Here is a 15,370-nt window from a genome sequence, read left to right on the forward strand (position 1 = left end):
GTCAGTTCCGTGACTTAGCGCATCTGGGCGGGTCCGGTCTGTCACCCTGACCGCATGGACATGGCGGCCATACCCACACAGCGGGACGGCGAGTCCCGGCCAGGTGCGGCACGGGGGCGGGCCACCCTGGCCGGCAGTCCCCTTGCCCCCGGGACGGCCCGCGCGCTGGTGCGGGCCGCGCTGGCCGGGGTGCCCGGGGTCCCGGCGCGGCTCGCCGACGACGCCATGGCCGTCGTCAGCGAACTCGTCACCAACGCCGTCGTGCACGCCGGCACCGACGTGCACGTCGAGTGGCGGCTGGAGGAGAGCGGCGCGTTCGTGATCGAGGTGCGCGACCGGCACCCCTCCCGCGCCCCGCGGGACGCCCTGAGCGGCGAGGCGTCGTACGACACTCCGGAGTACGGGCGCGGTCTGCGCCTCGTCGCGACGCTCGCCGAGTCCTGGGGCGTCACCTACCGCACGGGCGCCAAGACCGTCTGGGCCCGGCTGCCGCCGGATGGCAGCGACGCCTTGGACGGACCCGCCGCCGACCCCGCCCTGGAGGTCGCCGAGGACCTCGCCCCGCAGCCCCACCGGGCCGACGGCGACCGCGACTGGCTCGGCCGGGGCGCCCTGTCCTTCCTCGCCGAGGCCTCCGACCTGCTCGCCGGGCAGCTCGACGAGAACCTGGTCGCCGCGCTCACCGGCCAGCTGATCGTGCCCCGGCTCGCCGACTGGTGCGCGGTCTGGCTGGAGGACGAGGCGACCGTCCGCGGCGGCGCCTGCGACGGCCCCGTCCGGGTCTGGCACGCCAGCGAGGCCCGCATCGAGGAACTGCGCGCCGCCCTGGAGAAGGAGCCGCCGCGCCCGCCGGACGGCACGCGCTGCGGCCCCGGGCCCTACCCCTGGCCCGGTCACGCGCTCGGCCCGCACGGCACCGACGGCACCGCGCTGGCCTACCGGCTGATCGCGGGCGGCCGGCCGCTCGGCACGCTGGTCCTCGGCCGCTGCGGGCCGGCCGGCTTCCCGGACGAGATCACCGGCCTGGTGGAGGACCTGAGCCGGCGGGTCGCCCTGGCCATCGGCGCGGCCCGCCAGTACGCCCGCCAGGCCACCATCAGCGCCGTCCTCCAGCGCGGCCTGCTGCCCGGAGCCGTCGCCGAGATCCCCGGCGTGCGCAGCGCTCTCGTCTACGAACCCTGCGACCAGGGCGGCCCCAGCGGCGACTTCTACGACCTGTTCCCGGCGGGCGACGGACGCTGGTGCTTCGCCGTCGGCGACGTCCAGGGCAAGGGCCCCGAGGCGGCCGTGGTCATCGGCCTCGCCCGGCCCTGGCTGCGGCTGCTCGCCCGAGAGGGATACGGCGTCGGCGGCGTCCTGGACCGCCTCAACCAGCTTCTGCTGGACGACGCCACCGAGGCCGCCGACGCCGCGGCCCGCGCCCTGGTCGCGGCCGGCGGCCGGCCACCGGGCCTGGGAGACGGCCCGCAGACCCGCTTCCTCTCCCTCCTCTACGGCGAGCTGACCCCGCACGCCGGCGGGGTCCGCTGCACCCTCGCCTCCGCCGGCCACCCGCTGCCGCTCGTCCTCGCGCCCGACGGCACCGTGCGCACCGCCGCCGCCCCGCAGACGCTGCTCGGCGTGGTGGAGGACGAGACGTACACCAGCGAGACCGTGGAGCTGCGACCCGGCGACAGCCTGCTGTGCGTCACCGACGGGGTCACCGAGCGGCGCTGCGGCACCCGCCAGTTCGACGACGGCGACGGCCTCGCCCGCGCCCTGTCCGGCTGCGCCGGCCTCGGCGCCGAGCGGATCGCGGAGCGCATCCGCCGCCTGGTCCACGACTTCGGCGCCGACCTGCCCACGGACGACCTGGCCCTGCTGGTGCTCCAGGCCGAGTGACGCCTCCGGTTTCCGGGCGGCGGGGCCGGGTCCGCGGTGCTGGACAATGGAGGACATGCCTTCCGCACTCCCCGACGGCGAGCCCGTCCCCGCCGACGGCGCGCTGCCCGCGTCCGCGCTCGCCGGGGCCGCCGCCCGCCCGCTCGGTTTCTACCTGCACGTCCCGTACTGCGCGACCCGCTGCGGCTACTGCGACTTCAACACCTACACCGCGACCGAGCTGCGCGGCACCGGCGGAGTGCTCGCCTCCCGGGACAACTACGCGGACACCCTCGTGGAGGAGGTCCGGCTGGCGCGCAAGGTGCTGGGCGACGACCCGCGCCGGGTCCGTACGGTCTTCGTCGGCGGCGGTACGCCGACGCTGCTGGCCGCCGGCGACCTCGTACGGATGCTGGGGGCGATCCGCGAGGAGTTCGGTCTCGCGCCGGACGCGGAGATCACCACGGAGGCGAACCCGGAGTCCGTCGACCCCGCCTACCTCGCCACCCTGCGCGAGGGCGGCTTCAACCGGATCTCCTTCGGCATGCAGAGCGCCCGGCGGCACGTGCTGAGGATCCTGGACCGCACGCACACGCCCGGCCGGCCCGAGGCGTGCGTGGCGGAGGCGAGGGCGGCCGGCTTCGACCACGTGAACCTGGACCTGATCTACGGCACGCCGGGGGAGAGCGACGACGACTGGCGGGCCTCCCTGGAAGCCGCCGTGGGCGCCGGGCCCGACCATGTCAGCGCCTACGCGCTCATCGTGGAGGAGGGTACGCAACTGGCCCGCCGGATCCGCCGCGGCGAGGTCCCGATGACCGACGACGACGTGCACGCCGACCGGTACCTGATCGCGGAGGAGATGCTGGGCCGGGCGGGCTTCGAGTGGTACGAGGTCTCCAACTGGGCCACCTCCGAGGCGGGCCGCTGCCTGCACAACGAGCTGTACTGGCGCGGCGCGGACTGGTGGGGCGCCGGGCCGGGGGCGCACTCGCACGTGGGCGGCGTGCGCTGGTGGAACGTGAAGCACCCCGGCGCGTACGCGGCGGCGCTCGCCGACGGACGCTCTCCGGGCGCCGGCCGCGAGATCCTGTCGGAGGAGGACCGCCGGGTGGAACGCATCCTCCTGGAACTGCGACTGCGCGAGGGCGTCCCCCTGTCCCTGCTGAAGGAGGAGGGCCTCGCGGCGTCCCGGCGCGCCCTGACGGACGGACTCCTCCAGCAGGGCCCGTACGAGCGGGGCCACGCCGTGCTCACCCTGCGCGGACGCCTCCTGGCGGACGCGGTGGTACGGGACCTGGTGGACTGATCACACGGGTGAGTGAATCCCCCCGGAGCGCCGGTCCGGTCCCTGACCTGGTGTGCCGGAGAGATGCTCGAACTCGGCACCCGCGAGGACGTCAGGCCCCACCGCTGCCCGTGACGAAGTCGATCAGTTCCTCCACGCGTCCGAGCAGCTCCGGCTCCAGGTCCTTGTAGGACCCCACCCGCTTCAGGATCGCCTGCCACACCGCGCCGGTGTTCTCCGGCGGCCAGCCCAGCGCCCGGCACACGCCCGTCTTCCAGTCCTGGCCCTTCGGTACGACCGGCCACGCCTCGATGCCGAGTGAGGCCGGCTTCACCGCCTGCCAGATGTCGATGTACGGGTGGCCGACGACCAGGGCGTGCTCGCTGGTGACCGACCGCGCGATCCGCCATTCCTTCGTGCCCGGCACCAGGTGGTCCACGAGGACGCCGAGGCGGGCGTCGGGTCCCGGGGCGAAGGAGTCCACGACGGCCGGCAGGTCGTCCACGCCCTCCAGGTACTCCACCACCACGCCCTCGACGCGCAGGTCGTCGCCCCACACCTTCTCGACCAGCTCGGCGTCGTGCCGGCCCTCGACGTAGATCCGGCCGGCCCGGGCCACGCGTGCGCGCGCCTGGGGGACGGCGACCGAGCCGGAGGCCGTACGGGCGGGCCGGGCCGGGGCCGGGGCCGGCCGGACCAGCGTCACCACCTTGCCCTCCAGCAGGAAGCCGCGCGGTTCCAGCGGGAAGACGCGGTGCTTGCCGAAGCGGTCCTCCAGCGTCACCGTGCCCGCCTCGCAGCGGATCACCGCTCCGCAGAACCCGGTGCCGGCCTCCTCCACCACCAGGCCCGGTTCGGCGGCGACCTCCGGTACCGGCTGCGGCTTCTTCTTCCAGGGAGGGGTCAGATCGGGCGAGTACTGGCGCATTCGGATGACGATAGGAGAAGCCGCGCGGCGACCAGCGCGACACGCCGGAATCCGGGCGGAGACGCCGTTCAGATCACGCCGAACCGCGCCGCCAGATCGTCCCGTTGACGCCGTACGAACGCCGCGTCCACCACCGCTCCGTGGCCGGGCACGTAGACCGCGTCCTCGCCGCCCAGCGCCAGCAGCCGGTCGAGCGCGTCCGGCCAGCGGGCGGGGACCGCGTCCGGGCCGGCCTGGGGCTCGCCGGACTCCTCGACCAGGTCGCCGCAGAAGACGATCTCCGGTGAGCCGGGGACCAGGACCGCGAGGTCGTGGGCGGTGTGGCCCGGGCCCACGTTGGCCAGCAGCGCCTGGCGGCCGCCGCCGAGGTCGAGCGTCCACTCGCCGGACACCAGGTGCCGCGGTGCGGCCAGCGCGTCCACCGCCTCGTCGGCGTCGGCGACCGGCAGCCCGTTGCGCACCGCGTCCAGCCGCAGTTCCGCCCGCTCGGACGCGAGCACGGCGTCCAGCCCGACCGCTCCGTACACCTCCGCCCCGGCGAACACCGCCGAGCCGAACACGTGGTCGAAATGAGGGTGGGTGAGCGCGAGATGGGTCACACGGCCGCCCGCCAGCTCCTCCGCCCGCGCCCGCAGCCGGGCCCCCTCCGCCAGGCTCGAACCGGCGTCCACGAGCAGCGCCGTCCCCTCGCCCACGACCAGCCCCACCGTGCAGTCCCAGCCCGGCAGCCGGCACCGCCCCACCCCGGCCGCCAGCCGTTCCCACCCCAGCTCTTCCCAAGTCACGGTCATACCCGCGACGCTAGCGGTAGGACCCGGTACGGCGGACCGACCTTGCCCGGTGTGGACCGGACGGCCGTACACTGGGCCGGGGAATGCTGGCACTCGTGTGGGAGGAGTGCCAGGCGGACGACCCGATGGGACGACGGACGACGTGCTGGAGGTGCGCGCGAATGCTGAGTGAACGCAGGCTTCAGGTACTGCGCGCCATCGTCCAGGACTACGTGGGCACCGAGGAGCCGGTCGGTTCCAAGGCGCTCACCGAGCGGCACAACCTCGGCGTCTCCCCGGCCACCGTCCGCAACGACATGGCGGCCCTGGAGGACGAGGGGTACATCGCGCAGCCGCACACCAGCGCGGGGCGCATCCCCACCGACAAGGGCTACCGCCTGTTCGTGGACAAGCTCGCGGGCGTGAAGCCGATGACCGCGCCGGAGCGGCGGGCGATCCAGAACTTCCTGGAGGGCGCCGTCGACCTCGACGACGTCGTGGCGCGCACGGTGCGGCTGCTCGCGCAGCTGACCCGGCAGGTCGCCGTCGTGCAGTACCCGTCGCTGACCCGGTCCACGGTCCGGCACGTGGAGTTGCTCTCGCTCGCCCCGGCGCGCGTGATGCTCGTGCTGATCACCGACACCGGCCGGGTCGAGCAGCGTATGGTCGACTGCCCGGCCCCGTTCGGCGAGGCCTCGCTGGCGGATCTGCGGGCCCGGCTGAACAGCAGGGTCGCGGGCCGCCGGTTCACGGACGTGCCGAGGCTGGTCGAGGACCTGCCGGACGCCTTCGAGCCGGAGGACCGCGGTACGGTCTCCACGGTGCTCTCCACTTTGCTGGAGACACTGGTGGAGGAGAACGAGGAGCGGCTGATGATCGGCGGCACCGCCAATCTCACCCGCTTCGGGCACGACTTCCCCCTCACGATCCGGCCCGTCCTGGAGGCACTGGAGGAGCAGGTCGTGCTCCTCAAGCTCCTCGGCGAGGCGAAGGAACCGGGCGTGACCGTGCGTATCGGGCACGAGAACGCCCATGAAGGACTCAACTCCACCTCCGTCGTGTCGGTCGGCTACGGTTCGGGCGGCGAGGCGGTTGCCAAGCTCGGCGTGGTCGGACCGACCCGCATGGACTACCCGGGAACGATGGGAGCGGTACGCGCAGTGGCACGGTACGTCGGACAGATCCTGGCGGAGTCGTAAGTGGCCACGGACTACTACGCCGTTCTCGGCGTGCGCCGCGACGCGTCGCAGGATGAGATCAAGAAGGCGTTCCGTCGGCTCGCGCGCGAGCTGCACCCGGACGTCAACCCCGATCCGAAGACCCAGGAGCGGTTCAAGGAGATCAACGCCGCCTACGAGGTGCTGTCGGACCCGCAGAAGAAGCAGGTCTACGACCTCGGCGGCGACCCGCTCTCGCAGTCCGGCGGCGCCGGCGCGGGCGGCTTCGGGGCCGGCGGCTTCGGCAACTTCTCCGACATCATGGACGCGTTCTTCGGCACGGCGTCGCAGCGCGGGCCGCGCTCGCGCACCCGGCGCGGCCAGGACGCGATGATCCGGATCGAGATCGAGCTGGACGAGGCGGCCTTCGGGACGACCAAGGACATCCAGGTCGACACCGCCGTCGTCTGCGCCACCTGCAACGGCGAGGGCGCGGCCCCGGGCACGTCCCCGCAGACGTGTGACATGTGCCGCGGCCGGGGTGAGGTCTCGCAGGTCACCCGGTCCTTCCTGGGCCAGGTCATGACCTCCCGGCCGTGCCCGCAGTGCCAGGGCTTCGGCACGGTCGTGCCGACCCCGTGCCCGGAGTGCGCCGGCGACGGCCGCGTCCGCTCCCGCCGCACGCTCACCGTGAAGATCCCGGCCGGTGTCGACAACGGCACCCGGATCCAGCTCGCGGGCGAGGGCGAGGTCGGTCCCGGCGGCGGCCCGGCCGGCGATCTGTACGTGGAGATCCACGAGCTGCCGCACCCGACCTTCCAGCGGCGCGGCGACGACCTGCACTGCACGGTCACCATCCCGATGACGGCCGCGGCGCTCGGCACCAAGGTGCCGCTGGAGACCCTGGACGGCATGGAGGAGGTCGACATCCGGCCCGGCACCCAGTCCGGCCAGTCGATCCCGCTGCACGACCGCGGTGTCACCCATCTGCGCGGCGGCGGCCGGGGCGACCTGATCGTGCACGTCGAGGTGCAGACCCCGACCAAGCTGGACCCCGAGCAGGAACGCCTCCTGCGCGAACTGGCCAAGCTCCGCGGCGAGGAACGCCCCCAGGGCCAGTTCCAGCCGGGTCAGCAGGGTCTGTTCTCGCGGCTGAAGGACGCCTTCAACGGGCGCTGAGGCGGGCGGCGGCCGGGGGCCCGGGGGTCGTCCCCCGGGCAGACGCGGCGGCCGGGGGACGACCCCCGGCCGGGCCTGTTCCCGCGGCCGAGGGACGCCTTCGACGGGCGCCGAACCATGAGGGTGCCCCGGGTGTGTGCCGGGGCGCCCGGATTCGGAGCGGTCCGAGGGACGTGACACCATGCGGTCATGTCCTCCGCACTGACCGATCTCTTCCCCCTCCCGATCGTGCAGGCCCCCATGGCGGGCGGAGTCTCCGTCCCGCAGCTCGCCGCCGCCGTCTCCGAGGCCGGTGGCCTCGGGTTCCTCGCCGCCGGTTACAAGACCGCCGACGGGATGTACCAGGAGATCAAGCAGCTGCGCGGGCTCACGAACCGCCCCTTCGGCGTCAACGTGTTCATGCCGCAGCCCGAGCACGCGGAGTCCGGCGCCGTCGAGGTCTACGCCCACCAGCTGGCCGGTGAGGCCGCCTGGTACGAGACCGAGCTGGGCGACCCGGACGGCGGCCGGGACGACGGCTACGACGCCAAGCTCGCCGTCCTCCTCGACAACCCGGTCCCGGTGGTCTCCTTCCACTTCGGCGTGCCGGACCGCGAGGTTCTCGCGCGGCTGCGCCGGGCCGGCACCCTCACCCTGGTCACCGCCACCACCGCGGAGGAGGCCCGCGCGGTCGAGGCGGCCGGGGCGGACGCGGTGATCGCGCAGGGCGTGGAGGCCGGCGGCCACCAGGGCACCCATCGCGACTCGCCGGAGAACGACGGCGCCGGCGTCGGACTGCTGTCGCTGCTCGCGCAGGTCCGCGAGGCCGTGCGCGTCCCGGTCGTCGCCGCCGGCGGCATCATGCGCGGCGGCCAGATCGCCGCCGTCCTCGCGGCCGGCGCCGACGCGGCCCAGCTCGGCACCGCCTTCCTCGCCACCCCCGAGTCCGGCGCGCCCGACCCGCACAAACAGGCGCTGACCGACCCCCTCTTCACCCGCACCGAGCTGACCCGCGCCTTCACCGGCCGCCCGGCCCGCTCCCTGGTCAACCGCTTCCTGCGCGAGCACGGCCCGTACGCGCCCGTCGCCTACCCGGAGGTCCACCACCTCACCTCGCCGCTGCGCAAGGCCGCCGCCCGGGCCGGGGACGCGCAGGGCATGGCGCTGTGGGCGGGACAGGGCCACCGGATGGCCCGGGAGCTGCCGGCCAGACGGCTGGTGGAGGTGCTGGCGGACGAACTCGCCGAGGCCCGCGCCGCGTTGCCGGACTCCGGGCGTGCGGGGGGTGAGGGCGCGTGACCGCTCCCGTCTTCGTCGTGGACCGCTTCGAGCCGGACGGCGACCGGTATGTCCTGGAGGGCGCCGAGGGCCGCCACGCGGTCTCCGTGAAGCGGCTGCGGCCCGGCGAGGAGGTCGTCCTCACCGACGGCGCCGGGCGCTACGCGGTGGGCGAGGTGACCGGCACCGAGGGCAAGGACCGGCTGCTGGTCCGCCTGGCCCCGGTGTCCGAGGAGCCGGCGCCCAGCCCGCGGATCACCGTCGTCCAGGCCCTGCCCAAGGGCGACCGCGGGGAGGTCGCCGTGGAGACCATGACCGAGGTCGGCGTCGACGCGATCGTGCCCTGGCAGGCGTCCCGCTGCATCACCCAGTGGAAGGGCGACCGCGGGCTGAAGGCCCTCGGCAAGTGGCGGGCCACCGCCCGCGAGGCCGGCAAGCAGTCCCGCCGGGTCCGCTTCCCCGAGGTCGCGGACGCGGCGACGACCAGGCAGGTGGCCGCGCTGCTGGCCCGCGCCGACTTCGCCGCCGTGCTCCACGAGAGCGGCACGCGGCGCCTGGCCACCGCCGAACTGCCCGCCGAGGGCGAGATCGTGCTCGTCGTCGGCCCCGAGGGAGGCGTCTCCCCGGAGGAGCTGGCGCTCTTCGCCGAGGCCGGCGCCACGCCGTACGTCCTCGGGCCGACCGTCCTGCGCACCTCCACCGCCGGCACCGCCGCCGCGGCCCTGCTGCTGGGGCGCACCGGCCGCTGGTCTTAGCAAACCCACTCGGAGACCCCGTGGAACTCGCCCAGGTCCGGCTCCTCGTCAGCGACTTCGCCGCCTGCTACCACTTCTACGCCGAAGTCCTCGGGCTCAAGCCGCAGTCCGGCGCGAGCGAGGGACCGTACGAGAAGTTCAGCCCGCACACCGGCTCCGCCGGGATCGCGCTCCAGGACCGGTCGATGATGGCCGGGGTCCTGGCCGAACTGGGCGAGACCGCGACCGGCCACCGGTCGCTGGTCGTGCTGCGCGTCGACGACCTCGACGCCTACTGCGCCGCGATCACCGCCCGGGGCGCGGTCCTGCTGCGCGGCCCGGCCCTCCTGACGGACCGCATGCGCGTGGCCCACCTGAAGGACCCGGAGGGCAACCTCGTGGAACTCCAGGAGTGGCTGCTGCTGCGCGGCTGACCGCGAGTGACCGGAAACCGGGGGCGGGGGCGCCGGTCGCTGCGTACAGTGACGGAGTGACTCAGGGTGCTTCGACGGGAACCACGGGAACCTCCGGCTATCTCCGATTCCCCCATCTGCGCGGCGACTTGGTGACCTTCGTCGCCGAGGACGACGTATGGCTCGCCCCGCTGGACGGCGGCCGGGCCTGGCGGGTCAGCGCCGACAACAGACCGGTGACCCAGCCCCGGCTGTCGCCGGACGGACGGCACCTCGCCTGGACCTCGACCCGGGACGGCGCCCCCGAGGTGCATGTCGCCCCGGTCGACGGCGGCCCCGCGAGACGGCTGACCTACTGGGGCAACCACCGCACGGAGGTGCGCGGCTGGACCCCGGACGGGCGGGTGCTCGCGCTCGGCGCGCACGGCCGGCACAGCTTCCGGCACACCTGGGCGCACGCCGTCCCGCTGGACGGCGGACCGGCCGAGACCCTGCCCTACGGCCCGGTCGGCGGCGTCGCCTTCGGCCCGGCCACCGTGCTGCTGTCCGCGCCGATGGGCCGCGAGGCCGCCCACTGGAAGCGCTACCGGGGCGGCACGGCGGGCAAGCTGTGGATCGACCGGGCCGCCGAAGGCGGAGAAGGCGCCGGGGAGTTCGTGCGGCTGCACGAGGACCTCGACGGGAACATCGAGTGCCCGGTGTGGGCCGGGGACCGTATCGCGTTCCTCTCCGACCACGAGGGCACCGGAGCGCTCTACTCCTCCCTCGCCGACGGCTCCGACCTGCGCCGCCACACCCCCCTCGGGGGCACCTCCCGCGCGAGCGAAGCCGAGCGCGGGGGAGGCTTCTACGCCCGGCACGCGGCCGGCGACGGCACCCGGGTCGTCTACAGCTCGGCCGGTGAACTCTGGCTGCTGGACGACCTGGAGGGCGCCGAGCCGCGCCGGCTGGAGGTGCGGCTCGGCGGCCCCCGCGTCGACCTGCGGCCGTACCCGGTCAACGCCTCCCGCTGGTTCGGCGAGGCGTCTCCCGGCCACACCGCGCGCGGCAGCGCCGTCTGCGTGCGCGGCGGTGTCCACTGGGTCACGCACCGCTCGGGCCCCGCCCGCGCCCTGGCCGCCACCCCCGGCGTCCGCGCCCGGATGCCGCGCGCCTTCCGCGCCGAGGGCGAGGAGTGGGTGGTGTGGGTGACGGACGCCGAGGGCGAGGACGCCCTGGAGTTCGCCCCCGCGACCGGCACCGTGCCCGGCGCCCCGCCGCGCCGGCTCGCCGCCGGGCAGCTCGGCCGGGTCCTCGGACTGGCCATGGCCCCCGACGGCAGCCGGGCCGCCGTCGCCGCGCACGACGGCAGGCTGCTGCTGGTCGAGCGGGAGACCGGCGAGGTCCGCGAGGTCGACCGCTGCGACGACGGCGAGGTCTCCGGTCTCGTCTTCTCCCCGGACTCCGCCTGGCTGGCCTGGTCCCACCCCGGCCCGCGCCCGCTGTCGCAGCTGCGCATCGCCCACACCACCGACCTGTCGGTCACCGAGGCGACCCCGCTGCGCTTCCAGGACTACGCGCCCGCCTTCACCCTCGACGGCAAACACCTCGCGTTCCTCTCCAACCGCGCCTTCGACCCGGTCTACGACGAACACGTCTTCGACCTCGCCTTCGTGGTCGGCGCCCGCCCGCACCTGATCACCCTGGCCGCCACCACTCCCTCGCCGTTCGGCCCGCAGCGCCACGGCCGCCCCTTCGAGACCCCCGACAAGGACGAGACCCCCGACAGCGAGGGCGCCCCGGCCACCCGGATCGACCTCGAAGGGCTCGCCGACCGCATAGTGCCCTTCCCGGTGGAGGCCGGCCGCTACTCGACGCTGCGCGCCGCCAAGGACGGCGTCCTGTGGCTGCGCCACCCCGTGCGGGGCGTCCTCGGCGCCTCCCGCGCCCACCCCGAGGACCCCGACCCGCACACCGAGCTGGAGCGCTACGACCTCGCCCAGCGCCGCCTGGAGCATCTCGCCGCCGACGCCGACCACTTCGAGGTCAGCGGCGACGGCAAACGCCTGCTGCTGTGGAGCGACGGCCGGCTGCGGGTCGTCCCCAGCGACCGCCGCACCGGCGGCGACGACGACGGGGACACCAGCGTCACCGTCGACCTCGCCCGGGTCCGCGGGACGGTCGACCCGGCCGCCGAGTGGCGGCAGATGTACGACGAGACCGGCCGCCTGATGCGCGACCACTTCTGGCGTCCCGACCTCGGCGGCGCCGACTGGCCCGGCATCCTCGACCGCTACCGCCCGCTGCTGTCCCGCCTCGCCACCCACAGCGACCTGGTCGACCTCCTGTGGGAGGTGCACGGCGAACTGGGCACCTCGCACGCCTACGTCACCCCGCGCGGCGGCTCCGGCCGCTCCCGGCACGGCCTGCTCGGCGCCGACATCTCCCGCCACGAGGACGGCAGCTGGCGCATCGACCGGATCCTGCCCGCGGAGACCTCCGACCCGGACGCCCGCTCCCCGCTCGCCGCGCCCGGCGTCGCCGTCCGTCCCGGCGACGCCGTCATCGCGGTGGCCGGCCACCCGGTCGACCCGGTGACGGGCCCGGGCCCGCTGCTGGCCGGCACGGCCGGCCACCCGGTGGAGCTGACCGTCTCCCCGGCCGGCGGCGGTGAACCCCGGCACACCGTCGTCGTCCCCATCGCCGACGAGGAGCCCCTGCGCTACCACGCCTGGGTCGCCGACCGCCGCGCCCACGTCCACGCCGCCTCCGCCGGCCGCCTCGGCTACCTCCACGTCCCCGACATGCAGGCCCCCGGCTGGGCCCAGATCCACCGCGACCTGCGCGTGGAGGTCGCCCGCGAAGGACTGGTGGTCGACGTCCGGGAGAACCGCGGCGGCCACACCTCCCAGCTGGTGGTCGAGAAGCTGGCCCGCCGGATCATCGGCTGGGACCTGCCGCGCGGCATGCGTCCCACCAGCTACCCGCTGGACGCGCCGCGCGGCCCGGTCGTCGCCGTGGCCAACGAGTTCTCCGGTTCCGACGGCGACATCGTCAACGCCGCGATCAAGGCCCTGGGCATCGGTCCGGTCGTCGGCACCCGCACCTGGGGCGGCGTCATCGGCATCGACAGCCGCTTCCGCCTGGTCGACGGCACCCTGGTCACCCAGCCGAAGTACGCGATGTGGCTGGAGGGCGTCGGCTGGGACGTGGAGAACCACGGTGTGGACCCGGACGTGGAGGTCGTACAGCGGCCCCAGGACTGGGCGCAAGGCCGCGACGTCCAGCTCGACGCGGCGATCCGGCTCGCGCTGGAAGCCCTGGAGGAGCGGCCGGCGAAGACCCCGCCGGGACTTCCCTCCTGAAGGGGCGCGGGGAGGGACCCAGGGCGGCCCGCGCCCGACCGACTACGATGCGAACCGTATCGATCACCGCCGAAAGCGAGCGCAGCGCATGGCCGGAGAGCCGCAGAACGACTGCCTGTTCTGCAAGATCGTCGCGGGCGAGATCCCGGCGACGATCGTCCGCGAGACAGAGACGACCGTGGCCTTCCGGGACATAAACCCCCAGGCCCCCACGCACGTCCTGGTCATCCCCAAGGCGCACTACGAGAACGCGGCCGAACTCGCCGCGGGTGCCCCGCGGATCGCCGCCGACGTGCTCGCCGAGACCAGGGCCGTGGCCGACGCGGAGGAACTCGACAGCTACCGCCTCGTCTTCAACACCGGCAGCGGCGCCGGCCAGACCGTCTGGCACGCCCACGCCCATGTCCTCGGCGGCCGCGGCCTCCAGTGGCCCCCCGGATAGGCACCCGTGTCCGTACGCGAACTGGTGGTCCTCGGCACCGCCAGCCAGGTCCCGACCCGGCACCGCAACCACAACGGCTATCTGCTGAGGTGGGACGGCGAGGGCATCCTCTTCGACCCCGGCGAGGGCACGCAGCGGCAGATGCTGCGCGCCGGGGTCGCCGCCCACGACCTGAACCGGATCTGCGTCACGCACTTCCACGGCGACCACTCCCTCGGCCTCGCCGGGGTCGTCCAGCGCATCAACCTGGACCAGGTGCCGCACGAGGTCACCGCGCACTATCCGCGCTCCGGCCAGCGCTTCTTCGACCGCCTGCGCTACGCGACCGCCTACCGCGAGACCGTCGGCCTGACCGAGGCCCCGGTCGACGCCGACGGCGTCATCGCGGTCACCGGGTCGTACCGCCTGGAGGCCCGTCGGCTCTCGCACCCCGTGGAGTCCTACGGCTACCGCCTCACCGAGCCCGACGGCCGCCGCATGCTGCCCGACCGGCTCGCCGCGCACGGCATCCAGGGACCGGACGTGGGCCGGCTCCAGCGCGCGGGACGGCTCGGGGACGTGCGGCTGGAGGACGTCAGCGAGGTGCGGCGCGGGCAGCGGTTCGCGTTCGTCATGGACACCCGGCTCTGCGACGGCGTGCACGCGCTGGCGGAGGGCTGTGACCTGCTGGTCATCGAGTCCACCTTCCTGGACGAGGACGCGGACCTCGCCGTCGAGCACGGGCACCTGACGGCCGGACAGGCCGCCGCGGCGGCGCGGGACGCCGGCGTCCGGCACCTGGTGCTGACCCACTTCAGCCAGCGCTACACCGAACCCGAGGAGTTCGAGCGGCAGGCGCGGGCGGCCGGGTTCACCGGGGAGCTGACCGTGGCCCACGACCTGCTGCGGGTGCCGGTTCCGAAACGGCGGTAAGACGCCCGTACGATGCTTTGATGCCCCTCCCGAAAGCAGAACTGCACCTCCACATCGAAGGCACTCTGGAGCCGGAGCTGGCGTTCGAGCTGGCCGCCCGCAACGGCGTGACCCTGCCGTACGCGGACACCGACGCCCTCCGCGAGGCCTACCGCTTCCAGGACCTCCAGTCCTTCCTCAACCTGTACTACGAACTGATGGCCGTCCTGCGCACCGAGGACGACTTCGCCGACCTGGCCGACGCCTACCTCGCCCGGGCCGCCGCGCAGGGCGTGCGGCACGCGGAGATCTTCTTCGACCCGCAGGCCCATGTGGCCCGGGGCGTGCCGATGGGCACGGTCGTGGAGGGGCTGTGGCGGGCGCTGGGGGAGAGCGAGGCCAACCACGGCGTCTCCACCAAGCTGATCATGTGCTTCCTGCGGGACGAGCCCGCCGAGTCGGCGCTGCTCACGCTCGAGGCCGCGCGGCCGTACCTGCACCGGATCACCGGTGTCGGCCTGGACTCCGCCGAGGTCGGGCATCCGGCGGCGAAGTTCCGGGAGGTGTTCGAGGCCGCCGCGGCGCTCGGGCTGCGCCGGGTCGCGCACGCCGGCGAGGAGGGGCCGCCGGCGTACGTCACCGAGGTGCTGGACGTGCTGGGCGTGGAGCGCGTCGACCACGGTCTGCGCTGCATGGAGGACCCGGCGCTGGTGGAGCGGCTGGTCCGCGAGCGCATCCCGCTCACCCTGTGCCCGCTGTCCAACGTGCGCCTGCGGACCGTCGACACCCTCGCCGACCATCCTCTGCCGGCCATGCTCGACGCCGGGCTGCTGTGCACGGTCAACTCCGACGACCCGGCGTACTTCGGCGGGTACGCGGGGGACAACTTCGCGGCCGTGCACGAGAGCCTGGGCCTGTCCCGGGACCGGCTGCGCGAGCTGGCCCGCAACTCCTTCCTCGCCTCCTTCCTGGAGGACGACGAGGAGCGCAGGGCCCGGTATCTGGCCGAGGTCGACGCGTACGAGTTCGGGGACGACGTGTCGTAGTCCGTCCGGGACGACGTGTCGGAAGGGCCGCCGTGGCCGGGATGTGATCCCGGCCACGGTG

Annotated in this window: 13 protein-coding genes; 11 read left to right on the forward strand and 2 right to left on the reverse strand. The window is 74.4% G+C overall.

All coding sequences use genetic code 11. The annotated features are described in order from the left end of the window. The first annotated feature begins 60 nt into the window (after positions 1-60). Both SCK26_RS25255 and hemW read left to right on the forward strand, forming a co-directional pair. Complete coding sequence (locus SCK26_RS25255) at positions 61-1,881, forward strand: SpoIIE family protein phosphatase (protein ID WP_318206091.1); 1,821 nt, start codon at positions 61-63, stop codon at positions 1,879-1,881. Positions 1,882-1,936: 55 nt separating this feature from the next. Beyond that, positions 1,937-3,169, forward strand: coding sequence for a radical SAM family heme chaperone HemW (hemW, locus tag SCK26_RS25260; protein ID WP_318203602.1), 1,233 nt, complete (start codon positions 1,937-1,939; stop codon positions 3,167-3,169). A 91-nt stretch (positions 3,170-3,260) separates the two neighbouring features. On the opposite strand, the gene SCK26_RS25265 is transcribed toward hemW, so the two are convergent. Together SCK26_RS25265 and SCK26_RS25270 are read right to left on the reverse strand one after the other, a co-directional pair. Further along, positions 3,261-4,076 (reverse strand): DUF3097 domain-containing protein, encoded by an 816-nt coding sequence (locus tag SCK26_RS25265; RefSeq protein ID WP_318203603.1) that lies wholly within the window; start codon positions 4,074-4,076, stop codon positions 3,261-3,263. Between the two features lie 68 nt (positions 4,077-4,144). After that, complete coding sequence (locus SCK26_RS25270) at positions 4,145-4,867, reverse strand: MBL fold metallo-hydrolase (RefSeq protein WP_318203604.1); 723 nt, start codon at positions 4,865-4,867, stop codon at positions 4,145-4,147. 161 nt (positions 4,868-5,028) lie between these two features. On the opposite strand from SCK26_RS25270, the gene hrcA reads away from it, so the two are divergent. The 9 genes from hrcA (at position 5,029) to SCK26_RS25315 (ending at position 15,309) form a co-directional block, all read left to right on the forward strand. Further along, complete coding sequence (gene hrcA / locus SCK26_RS25275) at positions 5,029-6,045, forward strand: heat-inducible transcriptional repressor HrcA (RefSeq protein ID WP_318203605.1); 1,017 nt, start codon at positions 5,029-5,031, stop codon at positions 6,043-6,045. After that, positions 6,046-7,182, forward strand: a complete 1,137-nt coding sequence (gene dnaJ, locus SCK26_RS25280; protein WP_318203606.1) for a molecular chaperone DnaJ — start codon at positions 6,046-6,048, stop codon at positions 7,180-7,182. Positions 7,183-7,371: 189 nt separating this feature from the next. After that, positions 7,372-8,460 (forward strand): nitronate monooxygenase, encoded by a 1,089-nt coding sequence (locus SCK26_RS25285; protein ID WP_318203607.1) that lies wholly within the window; start codon positions 7,372-7,374, stop codon positions 8,458-8,460. Continuing rightward, positions 8,457-9,194, forward strand: coding sequence for a 16S rRNA (uracil(1498)-N(3))-methyltransferase (locus SCK26_RS25290; protein ID WP_318203608.1), 738 nt, complete (start codon positions 8,457-8,459; stop codon positions 9,192-9,194). The genes SCK26_RS25285 and SCK26_RS25290 overlap by 4 nt, the downstream gene beginning before the upstream one ends. Before the next feature lie 20 nt (positions 9,195-9,214). Beyond that, entirely contained in the window at positions 9,215-9,607 is a 393-nt protein-coding gene (locus tag SCK26_RS25295) for a VOC family protein (RefSeq protein WP_318203609.1), read from the forward strand. Between the two features lie 56 nt (positions 9,608-9,663). Next, entirely contained in the window at positions 9,664-12,930 is a 3,267-nt protein-coding gene (locus tag SCK26_RS25300; RefSeq protein ID WP_318203610.1) for a S41 family peptidase, read from the forward strand. 88 nt (positions 12,931-13,018) lie between these two features. Further along, complete coding sequence (locus SCK26_RS25305) at positions 13,019-13,372, forward strand: histidine triad nucleotide-binding protein (protein WP_318203611.1); 354 nt, start codon at positions 13,019-13,021, stop codon at positions 13,370-13,372. Positions 13,373-13,378: 6 nt separating this feature from the next. Continuing rightward, positions 13,379-14,284 (forward strand): ribonuclease Z, encoded by a 906-nt coding sequence (locus tag SCK26_RS25310; RefSeq protein WP_318203612.1) that lies wholly within the window; start codon positions 13,379-13,381, stop codon positions 14,282-14,284. A 20-nt stretch (positions 14,285-14,304) separates the two neighbouring features. Next, positions 14,305-15,309 carry an adenosine deaminase gene (locus SCK26_RS25315; protein ID WP_318203613.1) on the forward strand — a complete coding sequence of 335 codons (1,005 nt, stop codon included), beginning with the start codon at positions 14,305-14,307 and terminating at the stop codon, positions 15,307-15,309. Positions 15,310-15,370: the final 61 nt, after the last annotated feature.

The sequence above is a fragment of the Streptomyces sp. SCL15-4 genome (genome assembly GCF_033366695.1).
Classification (GTDB): domain Bacteria; phylum Actinomycetota; class Actinomycetes; order Streptomycetales; family Streptomycetaceae; genus Streptomyces.

Coding starts and splice junctions, on each gene's coding strand:
- hrcA (WP_318203605.1), top strand. CDS start 5,029: ATGCTGAGTGAACGCAGGCTTCAGGTACTGCGCGCCATCGTCCAGGAC.
- SCK26_RS25265 (WP_318203603.1), bottom strand. CDS start 4,076: ATGCGCCAGTACTCGCCCGATCTGACCCCTCCCTGGAAGAAGAAGCCG.
- SCK26_RS25285 (WP_318203607.1), top strand. CDS start 7,372: ATGTCCTCCGCACTGACCGATCTCTTCCCCCTCCCGATCGTGCAGGCC.
- SCK26_RS25305 (WP_318203611.1), top strand. CDS start 13,019: ATGGCCGGAGAGCCGCAGAACGACTGCCTGTTCTGCAAGATCGTCGCG.
- SCK26_RS25315 (WP_318203613.1), top strand. CDS start 14,305: ATGCCCCTCCCGAAAGCAGAACTGCACCTCCACATCGAAGGCACTCTG.
- hemW (WP_318203602.1), top strand. CDS start 1,937: ATGCCTTCCGCACTCCCCGACGGCGAGCCCGTCCCCGCCGACGGCGCG.
- SCK26_RS25270 (WP_318203604.1), bottom strand. CDS start 4,867: ATGACCGTGACTTGGGAAGAGCTGGGGTGGGAACGGCTGGCGGCCGGG.
- SCK26_RS25255 (WP_318206091.1), top strand. CDS start 61: ATGGCGGCCATACCCACACAGCGGGACGGCGAGTCCCGGCCAGGTGCG.